At 46.4% G+C, this 18,037-nt stretch carries 16 protein-coding genes; 9 read left to right on the top strand and 7 right to left on the bottom strand.

Translation table 11 applies throughout. The features are described from left to right. Positions 1–404 precede the first annotated feature (404 nt). The 5 genes from EOS97_RS20905 to EOS97_RS20885 form a co-directional block, all read right to left on the bottom strand. Positions 405–1,607: an MFS transporter gene (locus EOS97_RS20905; RefSeq protein ID WP_000171323.1), complete on the bottom strand. Its 1,203-nt coding sequence runs from the start codon at positions 1,605–1,607 to the stop codon at positions 405–407. Positions 1,608–1,986: 379 nt separating this feature from the next. Continuing rightward, positions 1,987–2,763 (bottom strand): SDR family NAD(P)-dependent oxidoreductase, encoded by a 777-nt coding sequence (locus tag EOS97_RS20900; RefSeq protein WP_001274971.1) that lies wholly within the window; start codon positions 2,761–2,763, stop codon positions 1,987–1,989. A 179-nt stretch (positions 2,764–2,942) separates the two neighbouring features. Further along, on the bottom strand, positions 2,943–4,247 hold the full coding sequence (locus EOS97_RS20895; RefSeq protein WP_000807034.1) for an aromatic amino acid transport family protein: 1,305 nt from the start codon (positions 4,245–4,247) through the stop codon (positions 2,943–2,945). A gap of 144 nt (positions 4,248–4,391) precedes the next feature. Beyond that, positions 4,392–5,579: a mandelate racemase/muconate lactonizing enzyme family protein gene (locus EOS97_RS20890; protein ID WP_000704980.1), complete on the bottom strand. Its 1,188-nt coding sequence runs from the start codon at positions 5,577–5,579 to the stop codon at positions 4,392–4,394. 244 nt (positions 5,580–5,823) lie between these two features. Beyond that, positions 5,824–6,603, bottom strand: coding sequence for a helix-turn-helix transcriptional regulator (locus EOS97_RS20885; protein WP_001649234.1), 780 nt, complete (start codon positions 6,601–6,603; stop codon positions 5,824–5,826). A gap of 324 nt (positions 6,604–6,927) precedes the next feature. Here EOS97_RS20885 and EOS97_RS20880 point away from each other — a divergent pair, with 324 nt between their 5' ends. The 7 genes from EOS97_RS20880 to EOS97_RS20850 all read left to right on the top strand — a co-directional run bounded on the left by EOS97_RS20880 (position 6,928) and on the right by EOS97_RS20850 (position 13,683). After that, positions 6,928–7,851 carry a LysR substrate-binding domain-containing protein gene (locus tag EOS97_RS20880; protein ID WP_001257182.1) on the top strand — a complete coding sequence of 308 codons (924 nt, stop codon included), beginning with the start codon at positions 6,928–6,930 and terminating at the stop codon, positions 7,849–7,851. A 360-nt stretch (positions 7,852–8,211) separates the two neighbouring features. Beyond that, positions 8,212–10,641 carry a DMSO/selenate family reductase complex A subunit gene (locus tag EOS97_RS20875; protein ID WP_001805283.1) on the top strand — a complete coding sequence of 810 codons (2,430 nt, stop codon included), beginning with the start codon at positions 8,212–8,214 and terminating at the stop codon, positions 10,639–10,641. A 10-nt stretch (positions 10,642–10,651) separates the two neighbouring features. After that, positions 10,652–11,269: a DMSO/selenate family reductase complex B subunit gene (locus EOS97_RS20870; RefSeq protein WP_000213088.1), complete on the top strand. Its 618-nt coding sequence runs from the start codon at positions 10,652–10,654 to the stop codon at positions 11,267–11,269. Between the two features lies 1 nt (position 11,270). Next, entirely contained in the window at positions 11,271–12,128 is an 858-nt protein-coding gene (locus EOS97_RS20865) for a dimethyl sulfoxide reductase anchor subunit family protein (protein ID WP_000526522.1), read from the top strand. 41 nt (positions 12,129–12,169) lie between these two features. Beyond that, positions 12,170–12,784, top strand: coding sequence for a Tat proofreading chaperone DmsD (gene dmsD, locus EOS97_RS20860; protein ID WP_000129295.1), 615 nt, complete (start codon positions 12,170–12,172; stop codon positions 12,782–12,784). Between the two features lie 238 nt (positions 12,785–13,022). Then, positions 13,023–13,304, top strand: coding sequence for a hypothetical protein (locus EOS97_RS20855; RefSeq protein ID WP_000323820.1), 282 nt, complete (start codon positions 13,023–13,025; stop codon positions 13,302–13,304). A gap of 34 nt (positions 13,305–13,338) precedes the next feature. Further along, complete coding sequence (locus tag EOS97_RS20850) at positions 13,339–13,683, top strand: carboxymuconolactone decarboxylase family protein (RefSeq protein ID WP_000950636.1); 345 nt, start codon at positions 13,339–13,341, stop codon at positions 13,681–13,683. Positions 13,684–13,902: 219 nt separating this feature from the next. On the opposite strand, the gene EOS97_RS20845 is transcribed toward EOS97_RS20850, so the two are convergent. Beyond that, positions 13,903–15,516, bottom strand: coding sequence for an ABC transporter substrate-binding protein (locus EOS97_RS20845; protein ID WP_001216562.1), 1,614 nt, complete (start codon positions 15,514–15,516; stop codon positions 13,903–13,905). 189 nt (positions 15,517–15,705) lie between these two features. Between EOS97_RS20845 and mpaA the strand changes: the two genes are divergently transcribed. Further along, positions 15,706–16,434 (top strand): murein tripeptide amidase MpaA, encoded by a 729-nt coding sequence (gene mpaA, locus EOS97_RS20840; protein ID WP_000219109.1) that lies wholly within the window; start codon positions 15,706–15,708, stop codon positions 16,432–16,434. Here the strand turns inward: mpaA and ycjG are convergent. After that, a complete protein-coding gene (gene ycjG, locus EOS97_RS20835) occupies positions 16,409–17,374 on the bottom strand; it encodes an L-Ala-D/L-Glu epimerase (RefSeq protein ID WP_001258073.1) in 966 nt (321 codons plus the stop codon). The two genes, mpaA and ycjG, sit on opposite strands and share 26 nt — an antisense overlap. A 115-nt stretch (positions 17,375–17,489) precedes the next feature. Between ycjG and tpx the strand changes: the two genes are divergently transcribed. Then, on the top strand, positions 17,490–17,996 hold the full coding sequence (gene tpx, locus EOS97_RS20830) for a thiol peroxidase (protein ID WP_000084401.1): 507 nt from the start codon (positions 17,490–17,492) through the stop codon (positions 17,994–17,996). Positions 17,997–18,037: the final 41 nt, after the last annotated feature.

Here is an 18,037-nt window from a genome sequence, read left to right as displayed (position 1 = left end):
GCGGCGGGCGTGGCTACCTTGAGTTAACAAGAAACCAGTACGCATCAGTGCCTGGTTATGTGCTCCTGCTGTAACACCATGTCTGATAATGCTTTTTTTTATCTGCAAAAACTGATGCCGACATTTTTACCGTAGGGAAAATAGTTTTCCGTTTTGTGATCTAACGATGCTTTTAACAAAACGCTTTAATCCATAGAGATAGCGTCACGAATAGCTTCCGGTTCCGGCCCAAAACTGAATGCGCCCTCAAGAATAAAGGAAAGAATGATACTAAAGTGCTCTCTTGTTCTCATCACCCCAGAGATAAACACTAAAAAGCCACAGCTTGAATTGCGATTGCGGGTGTCGTTCCTCTTATTTTGCCATAACTTACACCGGTTACCTTCCTGACACTGAGGTAAATATTACTCATGCTTTACGACAACTGTCTTGTGACTCCTTTTTAAGATACACAGAAATGCAATGCCAACAGGGATAAGTGACCCCCATAATACGGCATTCCAGCCATAAAGATTCAGCAACGCACCGGATGAAAACGACCCGACAATCATTACGCCAAATACCACAAAATCATTCAGGGACTGCACCTGAGTCTTCTCTTCGGGGCGATGATAATCAATGATCTTCGCTGAAGCGCCGGTAAAGCCAAAATTCCAGCCAACTCCCAGTAATATCAAAGAGAGCCAGTAGTGGAAGATATCTGTTCCGCAGAGCCCGGCAAGAACAGAACCTGCCGTAATAAGCAATCCAGTTGCGGAAATCCGCAGCGCGCCGAAACGGTTAATTAACCTACCGGTGAAGAATCCAGGCCCATACATAGCAATAACGTGCCATTGAATACCCAGATTGGAGGCTTGTTGAGAAATTCCATGCATATGCATTGAAAGGGGAGCTGCGGTCATCAGGAAATTCATCACCATATACGCAACCGCGCCGCTAAACACGGTCTTCAGGAAACCCGGCTGCCGAACAATTTCCTTCAGAGAACGCCCTCCTGATTTGGCTGCCACGGCTGGCTCGGCAGGAATTACGCCCTTAAGAATGAAAGCTGAAATGGTTGCTACCAGAGCCTGAGCTATAAAGGTAATAACAAATGTGTGTGGTGGCAGAAGATTCATTGTTCCCGTCACCAGCATTGGTCCAATGACACCAGCTACCACACCGCCCCCCATTACCAGGGATAATGCACGCGCTCGCCTTTCGGATGTCACTCCATCCGTTGCAGCAAAGCGAAAACTAAGTGCCACTGCAGCGTAAGCCCCTCCCAGGAAAGCGGCAAGGCAAAATAGCAAAAATGAACTAATAAAAACCGCAAGGGCAGCAATCAAGCCAGTAATCACTCCGGCCCCCGTCCCGACCATAAATGCGGCTTTACGTCCCTTTTTTTTCGCCAGTGCGCCAAAAGGAAGAATGCAGGCGGCCATGCCCAGGACAAATATAGTGATGGGGAGTGTGGACAGAGCACCACTGGGAGCTATGGCATTACCAACAATGGCACCGGTAGCGTAGAAGACTACAGAGTTAGCCCCGGCAAGCGCCTGAGCTAAAGATAAGCGAATGATATTATTATTCTGCGCAGCTACTGGCAGCGTGTGTTCCAATGTCATTAGTTAAATTATCCTGATTCATGGCGAGTACAATTTGATAACGTTCCTTTCCTGCTTTTAGCTTGTAAAGTGCGTCTTTGCCCCAGCTCGGAATTAAATCGCCCTCAATGTTATGTTTTGTGTCACAAACCATCTATTTAGTGAGGCATTAATAACCCAGTAATGGCTCTCCTCAAACTAATGGATATTTCCACAGACACGAATAACGTACTTAATCTTGTTAGTGTTATTTTCTGCGTATGATTGGCAACATATGAATAAATTTATCATGCTTCCTCCGCCCAACACTTCTGGTTCATCCGCATCAATGACATAATGTGAACAGGATTGAATCTGCTCCCTAATAACCACACACGGTTGTCCGCGTGCGGCCTTGTTATCAGGCGTTACGACCAGCCATCACACCACCGTCGATATCCCAAATCGCGCCACTAACCCAGCCTGTCTTGTCAGACAGCAGGAATGCTACCGTTTCAGCTATATCAACCGGTGTCCCCACACGACCAATCGGATGGAAGCTATCAAAGCTGTTCATTACATCCTTCACATCGTCTTTAGGGATAAAACCTTCGTAAATCGGTGTATGTACGACCGCAGGAGAAACTGCGTTCACACGAATCCCGTTACTGCCCAACTCAATCGCCAGATTTTTAGTCAACGCATGAAGACCCGCTTTTGCCATGGAGTAAGCTGAAGACGGTGTAGCGCCTATAGCTTGCCGTGCCCACATAGAGCCAATATTGACGATAGATCCCTTAATACCTGCCTCAACCATATTGCGCACAACATCACGGGTAATGAAGAAAGTGGCACGGTTAATGCTCATATACATGTCGTAATCGGAAGGTTCGTGCTCGGTAAACGGTTTTGGGAAGAACACGCCAGCCGCATTCACCAGCAAGCTAACGTCTTTATGCTCCGCATTGATGGTATCCAGCACATGTTTCATTCCTTCTTCTGTCATCAAATCGGCAACAATAATGGCAACCTGACCTTCTGTCGCCAGAGCCTGACGGGCTTGCTCTGCTTTGTCCTGGCGATTGCCAATCAGCACCACGCTACCACCGTTTTTCAATACCCGTTTCGCTGTTTCGAAACCCATACCGCTGGTACCACCTACTACTAACAATTTTTTACCTGTAAATAATGCGCTCATCGTTAACCTCTTAAATAATTGATTACTGCTTTTATGTGAACTAATGATGGCTTCAACGACGAGGACTGACGAATCAGAAGATTTTGCTGGCCGCTAAAGAAAATCTATCTCGCAATTAGCAACATCTAAGAGCCAGATTCTCTCTTAGATGTTATACCGTTTAATGACTTGTAAAACCTTTATTTTTCAAGGAGCTTAAATAATGGCGATACCACCAGCATAAAGCCCATTAGTGATACGAAAATTACCGCAGGGGATTTATATTTTTGTAAAGATGGCACTCGCCAGATCAGATAGCACGGAATAAGGCAAGAAACTAATCCAAAGGTTCCCACAGTCCATTGGAGTAATGCCATTGTAGACACATCGGCAACAACCCATCCCCAAAGAAGCACGATCGCAGTAAGTGTAACCAAATAAGGGAGAAAATTATTAAATTTCTTACCACGTACAATGAAGCGGTCTGCAATATTAATAATAATTCCTGATAATGCATCGTAAAAACCGAGATAAATACCAAAAAAAGAAGTTAAAATAGCAGAAATGCTTAGTAAAACCGAAAGTACTGGTATAAATCCGCCAGTGTTTTCAGGGATAATCTTTGCCATCAGCGCCAGCGCTGATGTATTTTGAGAAATCCCCATCTTTGCTTGTTCCGGGGTGGTTGAAAACATAAATGAAAACGCAAAAAACAGAACAGACACAACAAGGATAATATATGCTATCCGACTTGCCCTAAGAGCGCGAAATGTTGCGACTTTAGGGTCTGATTCAATTTTCCTGAATGCAATATTCATTGGATTAAGAACCTGAATAAATACAATCGAAAATAATGCAAAAGGGAGAGAAACCAAAACATCTCTCATTAAATCAATTAAACTGTCAGGGCTTGCCATGCTGACATTATTCATGTTCCAATAAGGGACCATCAATGCACCTAACACAATTATAATCATGAGTTTAAATACAATAAATGGCCCGGAAATTTTAAAGAGCAAACGTTCCCCACGGGAGGCAACCAGAACCATTGCTACCAACAATACCAGAGGAAACCATAACGTATCGGATAGTGAATGTTGAGTAACACCAAAACGCTGCAAATAACTGGAAGTATCATTAGTTATAGTAGCCGCATAACCCAGCATCCCCTTCAATATTGTAAAAAAATAGAGGAAGCTCAAAAAAGCCCCCCAGTTTCTCCCTAAATATTGCGTTATAGTCCCCGCATAATCTGTCTGTTTCGTTTCTGAAAGAGAGGTAATATACAATTTTGTTAATAGATAAACTATAGGATATGTAATAAGTAATGCAATCGCAGTTGCCCAAAAACCTTTAACACTCATTTGCAATGGCATAAATACAATTCCGGAGCCAATTGCCATGCCGATACACATTATTACCCAACCGACATCATAAGAAGTAAATGGGATTTTATTTTTTCCAACATTTTCCTTAACATTGTCTAATGCCATTTCTTGTTTCATTTATTGATAAACTCCATGACAGATGTTCAGTAGGCAAAGCTTTATATTAGATCTTATTAGTTAGATCATATGGGAAGAAAAGATTCTGCTGTCAGATCTATTTCCCCCATACTATTTAGTTAGTAGAATTCATTTCACCAATAATTATTTTTCACAGATAGTTACTATATTCATCCGTTTTTCAGCATCTTTTCTAAGTGTCATACCAAAACCGGGTGTTACAGGAACAGCAATTTTTCCATTTACTGGCTGTAAATCTTCTTCAAACAACTCCCGGTTACAAGATTTAAGATTAAAAGAGTGGTGCTCATGGATCTCAAAATTTGGAATAGCTGCTTCAAATTGTAATGCCATCGCGATAGCAAGTGGCGAACCACAATTATGCGCCTGAACCCCGACGTCAAAAGCATGTGCCAAATGAGCAATCTTCATACCTTCTGTGATACCACCAACCAGGCCAATATCAGGTTGAATCATGTCGATGGCACCTTGTTGTAGATACGGCAGGAATCCCCATCGGGTATATAATCGCTCCCCTGTTGCAACAGGAATGGATGACTCCCTGGAGACTTTTATTTGCGCCTCTGGACTATTGTAGTGGGTAGGTTCTTCCATGAACAAAATATTTAAATCAGAAAAGTAATCGGCTAGCTGTAACGCTCCGGAGGTTGAAGTAAGTGAATTCCATTCGATAATGATGTCACACTCCTCACCAATTCCTTCACGGACCGCCTCCATACGAGAACGCGCCAGTTTGCGTTCGGCTGGAGTAAACACTCCCCGTTTACGAATACGTTCCCCATTAGCATCAACATAAACAGGACAAAGCTTCACGCAATCATAGCCTTCAGCTCGCGCAATTTGTGCTGTTTCTCGAAATTCAGCAGGATCGTTAAGCATCAATGATTCATCGGTCCAACCAAAATGAAGCTGGCTCGCATAGCAACGCAAAGGTGCTGGTGTTTTTGCTCCCAGCAGGCGATGAACCGATAAGCCTGCGGCTCTGCCTTTTATATCCCAAAGTGCCGCATCCAAAGCGCTCATAGCCCCAAATATCACGGGGCCTCCCCCTAAGGCCCAAAATGAACGCTGTCGCATGATTTCCCATAGTGTTTCAGTATCATTAGGGTCCTGTCCCAGAAGAAAACGTTCAGCAAGTATACGAATCATCGGAGCAATAGCCTCTGATGCCGTACCATAAGCAAGGCTCGCTTCCCCCATACCAGAGATTCCTTCATCGGTATGTATTCGCACGTAAATTGGTCGCCACAAATCAAGTCCATTTTGCCCGGACAGATCAATTTCAAGTGTTTCTATCTTCGTAATCTTCACTCTAAAAACTCCTTTAGATAAATTTTTTCATCTGGCCGAATTTATCGCCCTGACTTTTGTTATTACTAAGTTCTTTCATTTATATATTATTTGGTACCGAAAATTCTATACGCCTGATAGCTAGTTTGTCATTTCTAAAAAAAGACAAATGATGTAGAGTAGCCGCCATTTATGTTACAGCGAAAAATATAAAAATTAACATACTTATTCAGTGAGTGAGGTAAGTCACATTTATAAAATAAAACTAATACCTTCTCTTCATATAATCCAGAGGAGCATGTCCCATAGTAAGATGAAATGCATAAACAAATGCAGAACTCGAGCTATATCCTAAGTCTATAGCTATTTCTGTTACTCCTTTACCACAGTCGAGTAACTCAATAGCTTTCATTAATCGCAGGCGTTTTTTCCAGGAACGTAAACTCATTCCTGTTTCGATAGTAAAACGTCTTGATAATGTACGCCCCGACATTCCCAGTTCATGGCACCATTCTTCCTGTGATCGTGTATCCGACGGGTTTTCGCATAATGATTCACATATTTTTACCAATGATCGATTTTGAGGCCAGGGTAAAATAAATTGAGCGCTACGAACATTTCCCAGATGGTATAAAATTAACTGTATTAGTTTCTCTATATAAACTTCATCATTTATTCTTCTGTCTGATATTTCTAAGATAAGCGCCTTAAGGAATGGGGAAACATCAAAAATGGTAGGTTCCGACATGTCAAATTGATTATGAGCATCGTTAGCTATCCATAAGCTATTAAAATAAGCCCCTTGTGATGAGCCAACCTGATGTTGAGTTCCCGCAGGCAACCAGACAGCCTGTAATTTCGGTGAAATCAAAAATGATTGTTCAATTGTTTTAACCATTAAATCACCTGCTGTTGCATAAACGACCTGATGCCATTTATGCTTATGTTCAGGAAAACAATGAGCTGCAGGTATAAATTCTTTCCGTATGGCTAACGGATTCGGAGCGGTGATATGGTGCGCTATATTCAGTGAAGTCCATTCCATAATATCGCCTAAAATATAAAATTATTACATTAAATATACTGTCACTGTTAATGAATGAACACCAATGAAAAAATATTTCAACATCAAATAGAATAAATTCCTTGACGGAGCAAAAAAAACACGCTAAAGAGATTTTTGTATCGGCATTACTGATGCCAGAAAAAATCATCATAAACAAAGAAATAAATCATCAGCTTATTATCTTATTCAAGATAAGCAAAACAACGTTTATCCGGTTCCGCATGAGTATTTACATTGAAAATTGAGGAAGAAAATCTATCTCGATCACGTATACTAGTTCCATTGTATGAGATGGAGAATAAAATGCGTTCGCTTAATCGCTTGAAATGGCTGCACGCTTTTGAAGCAACTGCGCGTCATGGTAGCTTCACAGGTGCAGCCAAAGAGCTAGGCGTCACCCCGGCAGCCGTAGGACAACTGGTTCGGGCACTTGAAGACTGGGTAGGCCACCCCCTTTTACACCGTACACGTTCTGGTAAAGAAAGGCTCACGCTCGTGACTGAGGCTCAGGATGCGCTAAAAGAGATCACTCAAGGGCTCGATAGCCTTGAGTCAGGACTTAATAAACTGCGCGGTCGTCAGGCTCGATCCGTCGTCATTCTCACGGCCTCACAAGTTCTGGTGATGAACTGGTTAATGGAAAAATTAAATCGTTTTTCCGAAACGCATCAAAATATCGAGCTACGCCTGAATGTGACGGAAAAACTCATGGATGTGGCTCACGGAGAGGCAGATATTGGTGTTCGTTGTGGCAAAGGAGACTGGTCGGGAGTAAATAAGACATGGTTAATGGATGAGGAAGCTGTTCTGGTATGCAGCCCACGCATTGTACCGCCTGAGAAAATTACGTGCGGCGAATGGCTGGCAGAACAAAAACTCATCCATGATGATACCCTGCACCCTGGTGCAAATTTTCCTTCATGGGAAGAAGTCTTAGCCGCAACGCAAGCTCCAGCTACGCGTTATACAGGATTGCATATTAACTCTACCTCAGCGGTTATTATGGCTACGCTTAGCGGCCAGGGTGTAGCAATTGTCCGCCGTGCGCTGGTTGAACAGTTAATTGCAACAGGACAACTGATACAACTTCATCCAAATATACGCTGGCCGCTAACATGGTCCTATTACATTGTTACACCACAAAAAGCAGTGATGCGTCCTGAAGTAAAAGTTTTTCATGACTGGTTAATTAATGATATTTTGATTAAAAATAGCCCAACCTCCTGAATTTCAGGAGGTCATCCTTTTAATTTTAGTGACTAAAGCCATCAAAGGCTATTTTTCATACACTTAAGATAGAAAATCTTTACTGCTACTAAAGTTTATCTCCCTTGCCCGTGCCATTATCCACTTCGATAATACCCACAATGAAGTAAAGGGTTCGTTTTCAGAATAGAGAAAAATTTGAATTTTACCCGTCAGGTAAATAGCTCAAACTTTCTTCGCCCTTAACTCATATATATTATATAAAAGCCAGCCTAATGTTAATTAATATCATTCATTATTACACAAAAATGAATATTCATATTTTAACACTGGCTATTTTTGTATGCTTTTTAAACAATATCATAATAACAGGTGAACGTAATGGATCGTTGCGAGGAAGAACGGTTAATCGAAGTTCCTGTCTCCCGGAGAAAGCTAATTCAGGCTGGGGCAACAACAGGACTAATGGCCGCAGTGGGAGGATTATCATTACCATTCAGTTTCACAAGTCAAGCCGCGAACAAAACCGCTATCGTCGAAGATAAGGCCGTCTGGAGTTCCTGCACAGTAAACTGTGGAAGTCGCTGCCTGCTTCGATTGCATGTAAAAGATGATTCTGTTTATTGGGTAGAATCTGATACCACAGGCAACGATGAGTACGGAAACCATCAGGTCCGGGCCTGCCTTCGTGGACGCTCCATTCGTCGTCGTATGAATCATCCTGATCGATTGAAATATCCCATGAAACGCGTTGGTAAGCGTGGTGAAGGTAAATTTGAGCGGATATCCTGGGATGAAGCACTGGATACTATCGCGGATAATCTGAAACGAATTATTGCAAACTATGGCAATGAAGCAGTACATGTTATTTACGCCACAGGTGTCGCTGGCGGAAATATTACTAAATCATCAATGCCCTTCCGCCTGATGAATTCCTGCGGTGGCTTTTTAGGTCGTTACGGTACCTATAGTACTGCACAAATCACAGCGGGCATGAATTATCTCTATGGTGGCAGAAGCGGAAACAGCCCGGATGATATCGCTAATACTAAATTGGTTGTAATGTTCGGAAACAATCCAGCCGAAACACGTATGAGCGGCGGTGGTGTTACCTATTATGTTGAACAAGCGCGCGAACGCTCCAATGCGCGGATGATCGTTATCGATCCTCGCTACAACGATACCGCAGCCGGACGAGAAGATGAATGGTTACCCATTCGTCCTGGAACGGACGCCGCCTTAGCTGCAGCACTTGCCTGGGTTCTCATCACCGAAGATATGGTCGATAAACCTTTCCTTGATAAATATTGTGTAGGCTATGACGAGGTTACGTTACCAGCAAGCGCACCAAAAAATGGTCATTATAAAGCTTATATACTCGGCGACGGTCCGGATGGTATAGCAAAAACACCTGAGTGGGCAGCTCAAATCACAGGTATTCCGACAGACAAAATTATTAAGCTGGCGCGTGAGATTGGCCAGGCGAAACCAGCCTATATTTGCCAGGGATGGGGGCCACAGCGTCAATCAAACGGAGAACAAACGTCAAGAGCCATTGCAATGCTCGCCATTTTGACCGGCAATGTCGGTATTTCTGGCGGCAACTCTGGCGATCGAGAAGGCACCTTTGATCTCGGTGTTGAAATGTTTTCCCCTCTAAAAAATCCTGTTAAAACTGAAATATCCTCCTTTACCTGGACCGAAGCTATTGAGCGCGGAACTGAAATGACCTCTACTCGTGATGGCGTACGAGGTAAAGACAAACTGGATGTGCCAATAAAATTCATGTGGTGCTACGCCAGCAACACGCTGATAAATCAGAACAGCAATATTAGTCGCACACATGATATTTTGCAGGATGAAAATAAGTGCGAAATGATTGTCTGCATTGACCATTTCATGACTGCCTCAGCAAAATATAGCGATATTTTACTCCCTGACCTGATGCCTACTGAGCAGGAAGATCTTATCCCGCATGAAGAGGCCGGGAATATGGCATATGTTATTCTGGGACAACCATCAACATCGCCAAAATTTGAACGCAAGCCTATTTACTGGACAATGAGTGAAATAGCAAAACGTCTTGGACCTGATGTTTACCAGACTTTTACCGAAGGCCGTACACAACATGAATGGGTTCAATATCTTTGCGCCAAAACGAAAGAACGTCATCCCGATATGCCGGCTTATGAAGAGATGAAAACGGCAGGTATTTATAAACTTAAATGTCCGGATGAGCATGTTGTCGCATATAAGGATTTTCGCAAAAACCCTATTGCCAATCCCCTTAAAACACCATCGGGAAAAATAGAAATCTATTCTGAACGACTGGCCAATATCGCAAAAACATGGGAACTGAAGCCTGATGAAGTCATCGATCCTTTACCCATTTACACTCCAGGCTTTAATGGCTGGGAAGATCCAGCCCGTCGCGAGTATCCATTGCAAATGACCGGGTTCCACTTTAAAGGCCGCGTGCATTCCAGCTACGGCAATATTGATGTTCTGAAACAGGCCTGCCGACAGGAGATTTGGATAAACCCTATTGATGCCCGGGATCGCGGAATCAAAAACGGAGACACCGTTCGGGTATTTAATCAGTATGGCCAGACGTTGATTCCCGCAAAAGTCACACCTCGTATCATGCCTGGCGTTACTGCTATGGGCGAGGGAATGTGGCTGAATGCCGATATGTTTGGTGACAAAGTCGACCACGGTGGCTCAATTAACATTCTGACAACACATCGCACTTCACCGCTGGCAAAAGCTAATCCTTCGCACAGTAATCTCGTTCAGGTCGAAAAGGTATAAGGAGTAACCGATGACAACCCAGTATGGATTTTTTATTGATTCCAGCCGTTGCACCGGTTGTAAAACCTGCGAACTGGCCTGCAAAGACTACAAAGATTTGACCCCGGATGTCAGCTTCCGCCGCATTTATGAGTATGCGGGTGGTGACTGGCAGGAGAATAACGGCGTCTGGCATCAGAATGTCTTTGCCTATTATCTCTCCATTTCGTGCAACCATTGTGCCGACCCGGCATGTACCAAAGTCTGTCCGAGCGGAGCGATGCATAAGCGGGAAGACGGTTTTGTGGTGGTGAACGAAGAGGTCTGTATCGGCTGCCGCTACTGCCACATGGCCTGCCCGTACGGCGCGCCGCAGTACAACGCCGCCAAAGGTCATATGACCAAGTGCGACGGCTGCCACGACCGGGTGGCGGAAGGCAAGAAGCCGATTTGCGTCGAATCCTGCCCGCTGCGCGCGCTGGACTTCGGGCCGATTAACGAGCTGCGTAAGAAACACGGCGAGCTGGCGGCGGTAGCGCCATTGCCGGGTGCGCACTTCACCAAACCGAGCATAGTGATTAAACCTAATGCCAATGCACGTCCGTGCGGCGATACCACTGGCTATCTGGCCAATCCGAAGGAGGTGTAAAATGGGAAATGGATGGCATGAATGGCCGCTGGTACTGTTTACGGTACTGGGACAGTGTGTCGCGGGTGCGCTGGTTGTCAGCGGACTTGGTTGGCTGGCGGAAAAAAACGATCTGCCCGCCAGGCAGCGTATTGTACGCGGTATGTTTTTTCTTTGGGTGGTGATGGGGCTGGGCTTTCTGGCGTCAATCATGCATCTGGGTTCACCCATGCGGGCGTTCAACTCGCTCAACCGCGTCGGCGCGTCCGGATTAAGTAATGAAATTGCCGCAGGGTCGATCTTTTTCGCTGTCGGCGGTTTCTGGTGGCTGGTGGCCGTTCTGGGGAAAATGCCAGAAACGCTTGGTAAACTCTGGCTGCTGATCAGTATGGTGCTCGGTATCATCTTCATCCTGGCGATGACCCGCGTTTATCAGATTGAAACCGTCCCCACCTGGTATACTGGGTATACGACTCTCGCCTTTTTCCTGACTGCATTCCTCGGCGGCCCACTGTTTGCCGCACTCCTGTTCCAGGCATCCAGAGTCCCCTTTAACAGCACGATATTTTCCAGCATCAGCTTACTTGCTCTATTGGTCTGTATTGCTGTCATCGCGTTACAGGGTATGGCTCTGGCCAGCATTCATAGCTCAGTACAGCAGGCCAGCAGTCTGATACCGGATTATGCTGTATTGCAGGTCTGCCGTGTGGCACTTCTTGTCATCGGCCTGGGCTGCTGGATCTGCCCATTGGTACGTCGCAAAGAGCCACATATTGTTGGGTTACTACTGGGTCTTATCCTGGTGCTTGGCGGCGAAATTTTAGGCCGCGGCCTGTTTTATGGGCTACATATGACTGTCGGTATGACAGTGGCAGGTTAACAAATTAGTGCGGGGGAACCCGCACTTTACGGAATGGTTTTATGACTGATTTCACACAATGTGACAATTTTTCCATGACGGCACGCGTACTGGGCGCCCTCTTTTACTTTGCGCCAGAGAGTGCTGAAGCCTCTCCGCTGGTTTCAGCATTCACATCTGATGAATGGCAAACACAATGGCCGCTGCCGTCGGAGGAGTTGCCTCAACTGGCAAGAATGTTTAAAGATGGCGGCGATGACTCTCTTACTGAGTCCTTTCAGCGTTTATTTATCGGGCCTTATGCCTTACCGTCACCGCCATGGGGCTCCGTCTGGCTGGATCGTGAGAACGTTTTATTTGGTGAATCCACACTGGCGCTGCGCCAGTGGATGCGGGAGAACAGTATTCAGTTCGAGATGCAACAAAATGAGCCAGAAGATCACTTTGGTTCTTTATTACTGATGGCAGCCTGGCTTGCAGAGCAGAGTCGACACAGCGAATGTGAACAGTTACTGGCATGGCATCTGTTCCCATGGTCATCCCGTTTCCTCGGGGTGTTCATTGAGAATGCCGGACATCCTTTTTATCTGGCTTTGGGAAAACTGGCGAGTTTAACACTGGCAAAGTGGCAAACCATGTTATCAATCAATACTAAAAACCTACCTCTCCACCGCTAATATTGCCTATACAGGGGGCTTTATTCAAAACAAATATTCTAATGAGGCCTCCATATTCCAGACTCACCCAAGTGAATTAAGTCCTCGTCAGGACAATACACAACATAGAAAATCTTCTCCGCAACACAAGAATATGTGATTTGTTAGATCAGACGGTCATGTTGATAATTTCCCTACTGTCATTCGTCAATGACTGTGAATACTCTGCTTATCTCGGTCCCTTTTGAAGGAGAATACTATGGCTTACTTACAAATCACCCTGAATATCAGCAACCACAACCGCCCTGCCGCAGCAAATGTTTATCAAAAATATAAAGCGCCATTTTTAAATACCATTGCCGGAGCGACCTCAAAAGAATTGCTTATTCGGGATGAAGACGTGCAAGTTTTACATGGCTTTGAAACTACTGCTCAAGCGCAGGCGTATCTTACCAGTGAATTATTTACAAAAGACGTTGTGGAAGAATTGAAGCCTTTTCTGAACCAGGCACCAGATATTCGCATTTATTATGTGATCTGAATACACAATCCTCTAATATAAAACAGGAACAGATATGCTTTCAAACTGGAATGAGTATCGTAGTGGCCTGCTGGCTGCCATTGGTAAATTTGCCACATTGCAGCCGGAGTTCATGAAAGGCTTTCAGCAAATGGACAAGGGGACTTTAGAAAATGGGCATCTGGATCCCAAAACACAGGAATTGATTGCGCTGGCCGTGGCGGTTACTACCCGTTGCGATGGTTGTCTGGCAGTGCACGTCGATGCGGCCGTGAAACATGGCGCAACCCGGGAAGAGATTTCTGAAGCATTGTCCGTGGCTATAAAAATGAACACTGGGGCAGCCCTCACCTACACAGCACGCGCACTGGATGTGTACGACAACCTGCCGAATAAATAACGGTATCTCTGCTCTAAGCTACCGCCATTTTAGGGGAAATGGATGGTACTATTCGTAATTTAGTGCAACCGTTTTTCCTTGAATACGCCAGTAATACTGTCAGGAAAGTACAGTTTCAACTTTAGCAGGAGATGGTCAGAAGAAGAAACTGGCGCTGCAAGCCGCGCCAGTTCTGAGTTTGGCAGTGGTTACCTTTCATCAAAAGGTAACCAGTACGCATCAGTGCTTCACGATATACATTGTACGGCTATAGGCCACATCTTCCGGGTTAGTAATGGGGTATCCCTTTACCCACGGTTTAATTAACCGGCCATTGGTATACTGATAAATAGGCGCTATAGGCGCTTGTTCCGTTAAAATTTTCTCCGCTGCATTGTAATCCGCGTTACGTGCTTCGGCGGTATTTTCCATCGTCGCTTGCGTCAGGATTTTGTCATAAGTCGGATTAGTAAAGCGTGAAATATTCCCCGTATGCGTGGACGTTAATAAGGATAAGAAAGTCGACGGTTCGTTGTAATCACCCACCCAGGAGGCGCGAATAACATCAAAATTACCGGTATTACGGCTGTCGATATACGTTTTCCACTCCTGGTTTTGCAATTTCACATCCACCCCCAGATTTTTCTTCCACATTGACGCCACCGCAATCGCGATTTTCTGATGGTTTTCTGAGGTATTGTAAAGCAGAGTTAATTTAAGCGGCTTCTGCGATCCGTAGCCTGCTGCACGCAGCAATGTTTTCGCCTGGGCGTTAAGTTCTTCCTGGCTCATTTGTTCAAACGGTGAAGGATCGGGCTTAAATCCTGCCGTAACATCCGGTGTAAAATGCCAGGCCGGTTTTTCACCGGTACCTAAGACTTTTTCCGCCATCAAACGGCGATCAATGGTCATACTTAGCGCCAGACGAACGCGGGAATCCGCCGTCGGCCCTTTCTGCGTGTTAAACGCATAATAATAAGTCCCTAATTGCGGCGGCGTATAAACTTGCCCTGGAATATCCTTTAATAATTTCTGGTACATATTTTTAGGGAAAGATTCGGTGATATCAATATCACCGGCAAGGTAACGTTTCGTCGCAGCCGATTCCTGGTTAATGGGTAAAAATGTCACTTTTTGCAGTACCGTTTTCGCGTTATCCCAGTAATGCGTATTAGGCTCGACCACCAGTTTTTCATTTACCACGCGCTCTTTAAGCACATACGCGCCATTGCCGATCAGTTTTCCCGGCTTCATCCAGTCTTTGCCGCTTTCAACATTCGCTTTTTGGACCGGATAAAAGGCAAAACTGGCGGTCAGACTGGCAAACCAGGGCAACGGCTTGTCAAGCTGAACACGCAAAGTGTGCGCGTCCACGGCACTGACGCCAAGCTGATCCGGCGTGACTTTACCGTCGATAATGGCTTGCGCATTAGTGATGCCAGCCAGAGCGGCAAACCAGGCGAAGGGGGAAAGCGTTTTGGGATCAACGAGGCGTTGCCAACTATAGACAAAATCCTGGGCGGTCACCGGCGTTCCATCGGCCCATTGCGCATTATCCCGCAACGTAAACGTCCAGATACGATTATCATTGCTCTTCCACTGGCTGGCGACGCCAGGAATAATTTCACCCTTTTCGTTCTGGTTAACCAGCCCTTCAAACAGATCGCGGATCACCTGAATTTCAGGCAGCCCAACGGCTTTCGCTGGATCTAACGAAGCGGGCTCATCTTTGATATGACGCACCAGTTCTTGTTTCTCTGCCAGTACCGTTCCGCCGGGAACATCCGCAGCATATGCCAGGGAAAAGCTGCTAACCAACAGCGCACAACAGGTTACTGAAACAGAATGCCTCATAGAAGTTCCTCAAAGATGAGTTAAATGACAACGTAATTATTTGTTTCAGCAGAAAGAAATGCAATTATCTTCCGCCAGAAAGTTGATATCGCGCCATACAAGAGGGTAAATAGAAACCATTTGATAATCGGCGGGTTTTACACAACACTACGATGATTACCCTACTGGTCTCAGCTTCGGGAAACGCGTATGACTGTCACCCGCCCCCGTGCCGAGCGCGGCGCATTTCCGCCAGGCACTGAACATTATGGACGTTCGCTACTAGGCGCGCCGCTAATCTGGTTTCCGGCGCCTGCCGCCAATCGCGAAAGCGGTCTGATACTGGCTGGCACCCACGGGGATGAAACCTCATCCGTGGTGACGCTCTCCTGTGCGTTACGCACCTTAAATCCAACCCTTCGCCGTCATCATGTCGTACTTGCCGTTAATCCTGATGGCTGTCAACTGGGGTTAAGGGCAAATGCGAATGGCATTGATCTAAACCGTAACTTTCCCGCCGCCAACTGGAAAGCGGGTGAGACAGTTTATCGCTGGAATAGCCGCGCGCAAGAGCGTGATGTCGTGCTGCTAACCGGCGACCATCCCGGCTCAGAACCGGAAACCCAGGCGCTTTGCCAGTTAATTCATCGACTCCAACCCGCCTGGGTCGTCTCTTTTCACGATCCGCTAGCCTGCATTGAAGATCCACGTCGCAGCGAGCTAGGCGAGTGGCTGGCCGATGCTTTTGCGTTGCCGCTGGTGACCAGCGTAGGTTACGAAACGCCCGGTTCGTTTGGCAGCTGGTGCGCCGACCTCAACCTGCACTGCATTACCGCCGAGTTTCCCCCTGTTTCCGCCGATGAAGCCAGCGAAAAATACTTGCAGGCGATGTCGAATCTGCTCCGCTGGCATCCTAAAGATGGAGTTGACCCGTCGTAAAGCGTAGCGCGGGCTCAACATCAACCGCCAGCCATGTTGGGCCATCAAGATCGGCGAAGCTCACCTGCGGCATAAGCGGCAGCGCGGCGCTAATCGCTCTTGATGTACAGAGCATACAGCCCAGCATCAGGCCGAATCCTTGCTCCCGCGCCTCCGTTGCCAGCGCCAGCGCCTCGGTCAGACCGCCGGTTTTATCCAGCTTAATGTTGATCATATCGTAGCGCCCCGTCAGGGCTTTCAGACTACTGCGAGTATGGCAGCTCTCATCTGCACAAATGGGCAACGGATGAATAAAATTTTCCAGGGCGGCGTCATCCTGCGCGGGCAGCGGTTGCTCCAGCATCGCGACATTCAGATCCGCCAGTAACTGGCAACGCGCCGCCAGCCCCTCCGGACGCCACGATTCATTGGCGTCCACAATGAGCGTCGCCTCCGGCACCGCCGAGCGGATCGCCACCATACGTTCGCTAATCAGACGAGCATCGAGTTTGATTTTCAGCAACGTCGCCCCTTTTTCCCATAGTGCCGCCGCACTGGCTGCCATCTGTTCCGGCGTACCTATCACTACCGTTTGCGCGGTAGTAAAAACCGGGGCCAGCGTCACGCCGAGCAGCCCGGCAAGGCTTTGCTGCCGCTGGCGGGCCTGCAAATCCCATAAGGCGCTATCCACCGCGTTGCGCGCCGCGCCTGCCGGCAACAGTTTCTGCAATGCTTCGCGAGTCAGCCCGTTTTCCAACTGAGGCACAATACTCATGATTTGCGCCATGACCGAGGCATCACTTTCACCATAACGTGGATATGGCGTACATTCCCCGATGCCTTTTACGCCCTCTTCTTCCAGTTCGACAACGACAACATGCGCTTCGCTTCGGCTACCACGCGCAATAACAAAAGGCGTATGTAACGGCCAGGTTTCCTCATATACCTTAACAGATCTCATCTCTTCCCCTCTGATAGCGCCGGACGCGGCTTGCTACAAATAGTATTTGCCGTGTTAATGAATAATGACTTAAACTGGATTTCGACGTTAACTATAAGTAAATAGGAACATAATTATGTCACAGACTGTACATTTCCAGGGTAACCCGGTCACCGTTGCCAACGTTATTCCGCAGGCTGGTAGCAAAGCACAGGCTTTTACTCTTGTCGCAAAAGATTTGTCTGACGTTTCCCTCAGCCAATATGCAGGCAAACGCAAAGTGCTGAATATTTTCCCAAGCATTGATACTGGCGTATGCGCCGCATCAGTTCGTAAGTTTAATCAACTGGCCACAGAAGTGGAGAATACCGTCGTATTGTGCGTTTCTGCTGACCTGCCTTTTGCACAGTCGCGTTTTTGCGGCGCGGAAGGCCTGAGCAACGTTATTACGCTTTCCACTCTGCGTAATAACGAGTTTCTGAAAAACTACGGCGTCGAAATCGTTGACGGCCCGCTGAAAGGTTTGGCGGCGCGCGCAGTCATCGTGCTTGACGAAAACGACAACGTTATTTTCAGTCAGTTGGTGGATGAAATCACCCACGAGCCGGATTACGACGCCGCGCTTAATGTCCTGAAGGCATAAGCCAGCGCCTGCTGGCGCTACGTTTGTCAGTGCTACAGGCG

The sequence above is a fragment of the Salmonella sp. SSDFZ54 genome, from assembly GCF_004010735.1.
Lineage (GTDB): Bacteria > Pseudomonadota > Gammaproteobacteria > Enterobacterales > Enterobacteriaceae > Salmonella > Salmonella enterica.
Note: the sequence above shows the minus strand (reverse complement) of the source record. Positions and strands in the feature narration are given on the sequence as shown.

Coding starts and splice junctions, on each gene's coding strand:
- dmsD (WP_000129295.1), top strand. CDS start 12,170: ATGACTGATTTCACACAATGTGACAATTTTTCCATGACGGCACGCGTA.
- EOS97_RS20905 (WP_000171323.1), bottom strand. CDS start 1,607: ATGACATTGGAACACACGCTGCCAGTAGCTGCGCAGAATAATAATATC.
- EOS97_RS20885 (WP_001649234.1), bottom strand. CDS start 6,603: ATGGAATGGACTTCACTGAATATAGCGCACCATATCACCGCTCCGAAT.
- EOS97_RS20850 (WP_000950636.1), top strand. CDS start 13,339: ATGCTTTCAAACTGGAATGAGTATCGTAGTGGCCTGCTGGCTGCCATT.
- EOS97_RS20865 (WP_000526522.1), top strand. CDS start 11,271: ATGGGAAATGGATGGCATGAATGGCCGCTGGTACTGTTTACGGTACTG.
- EOS97_RS20875 (WP_001805283.1), top strand. CDS start 8,212: ATGGATCGTTGCGAGGAAGAACGGTTAATCGAAGTTCCTGTCTCCCGG.
- EOS97_RS20895 (WP_000807034.1), bottom strand. CDS start 4,247: ATGAAACAAGAAATGGCATTAGACAATGTTAAGGAAAATGTTGGAAAA.
- tpx (WP_000084401.1), top strand. CDS start 17,490: ATGTCACAGACTGTACATTTCCAGGGTAACCCGGTCACCGTTGCCAAC.
- EOS97_RS20880 (WP_001257182.1), top strand. CDS start 6,928: ATGCGTTCGCTTAATCGCTTGAAATGGCTGCACGCTTTTGAAGCAACT.
- mpaA (WP_000219109.1), top strand. CDS start 15,706: ATGACTGTCACCCGCCCCCGTGCCGAGCGCGGCGCATTTCCGCCAGGC.
- EOS97_RS20900 (WP_001274971.1), bottom strand. CDS start 2,763: ATGAGCGCATTATTTACAGGTAAAAAATTGTTAGTAGTAGGTGGTACC.
- ycjG (WP_001258073.1), bottom strand. CDS start 17,374: ATGAGATCTGTTAAGGTATATGAGGAAACCTGGCCGTTACATACGCCT.
- EOS97_RS20870 (WP_000213088.1), top strand. CDS start 10,652: ATGACAACCCAGTATGGATTTTTTATTGATTCCAGCCGTTGCACCGGT.
- EOS97_RS20855 (WP_000323820.1), top strand. CDS start 13,023: ATGGCTTACTTACAAATCACCCTGAATATCAGCAACCACAACCGCCCT.
- EOS97_RS20845 (WP_001216562.1), bottom strand. CDS start 15,516: ATGAGGCATTCTGTTTCAGTAACCTGTTGTGCGCTGTTGGTTAGCAGC.